This window comes from Candidatus Aminicenantes bacterium, assembly GCA_026393855.1.
GTDB lineage: Bacteria > Acidobacteriota > Aminicenantia > Aminicenantales > UBA4085 > UBA4085.
Genome location: JAPKZJ010000105.1, coordinates 1 through 2,511, shown reverse-complemented (window position 1 = coordinate 2,511; position 2,511 = coordinate 1). Strand labels below are relative to the sequence as shown.

1 protein-coding gene is annotated in these 2,511 nt (G+C 63.4%); it reads left to right on the top strand.

From position 1 onward, the window contains the following. A partial coding sequence (locus tag NTZ26_12760; protein ID MCX6561371.1) for a peptidase S9 occupies positions 1-2,511 on the top strand: 2,511 nt, incomplete at both ends.

Here is a 2,511-nt window from a genome sequence, read left to right as displayed (position 1 = left end):
AAGCGCTTCGAACGCCTTCTCAACCACGATCTGCGCGGCCGCCAAGCCCTGATCATGTACGCCAGCCACCCGCAGTTCGAGCAGACGACCGCCCTGAACGAAATCATGGGCGAGGGCACCGGCGGCGTCACGGAATCCCTGAAGCGGCGGATCATCCTGCCCTTCGGCGGGACGCTGGCCGACACCGACCACGTCATCGGCCACGAGCTGGTCCACGCCTTCCAGTACGATATCGCCTCCGGCCCCGGCCCCAAGTACGCCATGCAGATGGGAGGCGGGCTGGAGCAGGCGCCGATGTGGATGATCGAGGGTGCGGCCGAGTACCTGTCCATCGGGCCGGTCGACACCCATACCGCCATGTGGATGCGGGACTTGATGAACAAGAAGAAGTTCCCGACCATCAAGGACCTGATCAATCCTTATAAGTACTTCCCCTACCGTTACGGCCAGGCCGTCTGGGCCTACATCGGCGGCAAGTACGGCGACCTGACCGTGGCCAAGCTGATGAAGGACGTCATTCGCGGCCTGAACTATGAGAAGGCCATCGAGAAGGACCTGGGCATCACTATCAAGAAGCTGGGCGAGGACTGGCAGGCCGCGCTGAAGAAAGATTATGAGCCCGTGGCCAAGGCTACCCGCAAGCCGGCCGATCTGGGCAAGCTTCTGCTGCAGGGCAGCGAAGACGACCCCTACAACATCGCCCCGGCTCTCAGCCCCGACGGCAAGCGGTTCCTGTTCATTTCCTCCCGCGACCTCTTCTCCATCGACATGTTCATGGGCGATGCCAAGACCGGCAAGGTGACCCGCAAGATCACCTCGAACGCGGTGGACCCGCATTTCCAGAGCATCCAGTTTATCGCCTCGGCAGGCTCCTGGAACGCCCAGGGCGACCGCTTTGTCTTCGGCGCCGTCAGCGCCGGCAAGCCCGTCCTGGCCTTCCTCGACGCCGACGGCCACCGGGTCGGCGAGGAGATCCGCTTCCCCGAGCTGGGCGAGATCCTCAACCCGACCTGGGCGCCCGACGGGCGGCGGATCGCCTTCTCGGCTCTGACCGGCGGCGCCTCCGACCTCCACCTCTACGACCTGGAGAGCAAGACGCTCAAGTCGCTGACTTCGGATGCCTATGGGGACCTCCACCCGGCCTGGTCTCCCGACGGCCGCTGGGTCGCCTTTGTCACGGAGCGCTTCAACTCCGACCTCAAGATCCTCAACGTCGGCGAGACGCGGCTGGCGCTGCTCGATCCCGAGACGGGCGAGATCAAGCCGCTGGGCGGCTTCCTGCGCGGCAAGGTCATCAATCCGCAGTGGTCGGCCGACTCCAAGAGTGTTTTCTTCGTCGCTGATCGCGGCGGCATCTCCAACGTCTACCGGGTCGACGTGGCGACCGGGGCCCAGTTCCAAGTCACCGACCTCTATACCGGAGTCAGCGGGATCACCAGCCTGAGCCCCTCGCTGTCGATCGCCTCCAAGAGCGGCGACGCGCTGTACAGCGTCTACCAGGACGGCAATTTCAGCATCTTCTCGATCGACCCGGCCAACCTGGCCGGTCAGCCGGTGCAGGACGTCGAGGTCGTCGCGACCCCGGCCGTTCTTCCGCCCATGGATCGCTCCGGCTCGGAAATCCTCGGCCTGCTCCGCAACCCGCTGTTCGGCCTGCCCGATGCGGGCAAGTTCACCAGCGAGGCCTACAAGCCCAAGCTGGGCCTCGACTATGTCGCCCCGCCCCAAATCGGGGTGGGCGTCGGCCGCTATGGAAGCTACGCCGGGGGCGGGATGGCCTTTCTCTTCAGCGACATGCTCGGGTTCCACACCGTGGTGGCCCAGGCCCAAATCTATAACCGGATCGTCGATTCGGCCTTCCAGGTGGCGTACTACAACACCACCAACCGGCTCAACTGGGGCTTGACCGCCCAGCGCATCCCGTACCTGTACGGCGGGTACAACATCGGCTACGGCTATGTCGACAACGAGCTCGCCTTAATCGAGGAGGAAACGGTCTACCGCCAGATCAACTACGACCTCGGAGGCTTCGCCTCTTATCCCTTCAGTCCGGTTCAGCGCTTCGAGCTCAACGGCGGGCTCAGCTACATCGCCTTTTCCAACACCCTCTATCGTTATTCCTATTCCTATTACGACAACTTCCTCCTGAATAAAGAAGAGTACGACCTCGACTCCGCCGCCGGGATCTTTATGCCCTATATCGGCGCGGCGCTGGTCTACGACAGTTCCCTGTTCGGGGCCACGGCGCCGATTATCGGGCAGAGTTACCGGTTCGAGATCACCCCGGCCTTCGGCACCTTGAGCTATGTCTCGGCCCTGGCCGATTTCCGCAAGTACGTCGTGCCGGTCAAGCCCTTCACCCTGGCCTTCCGGGCCATCGCCTACGGACGATTCGGCAAGGACGCCACCGATTACCGGCTTTGGCCGATGTACCTCGGCTACGAGACCATGGTCCGCGGCTACAATTGGGAGTCCTTCGACGCCTCGGAGACGAGCTTCGACTTCAACCGG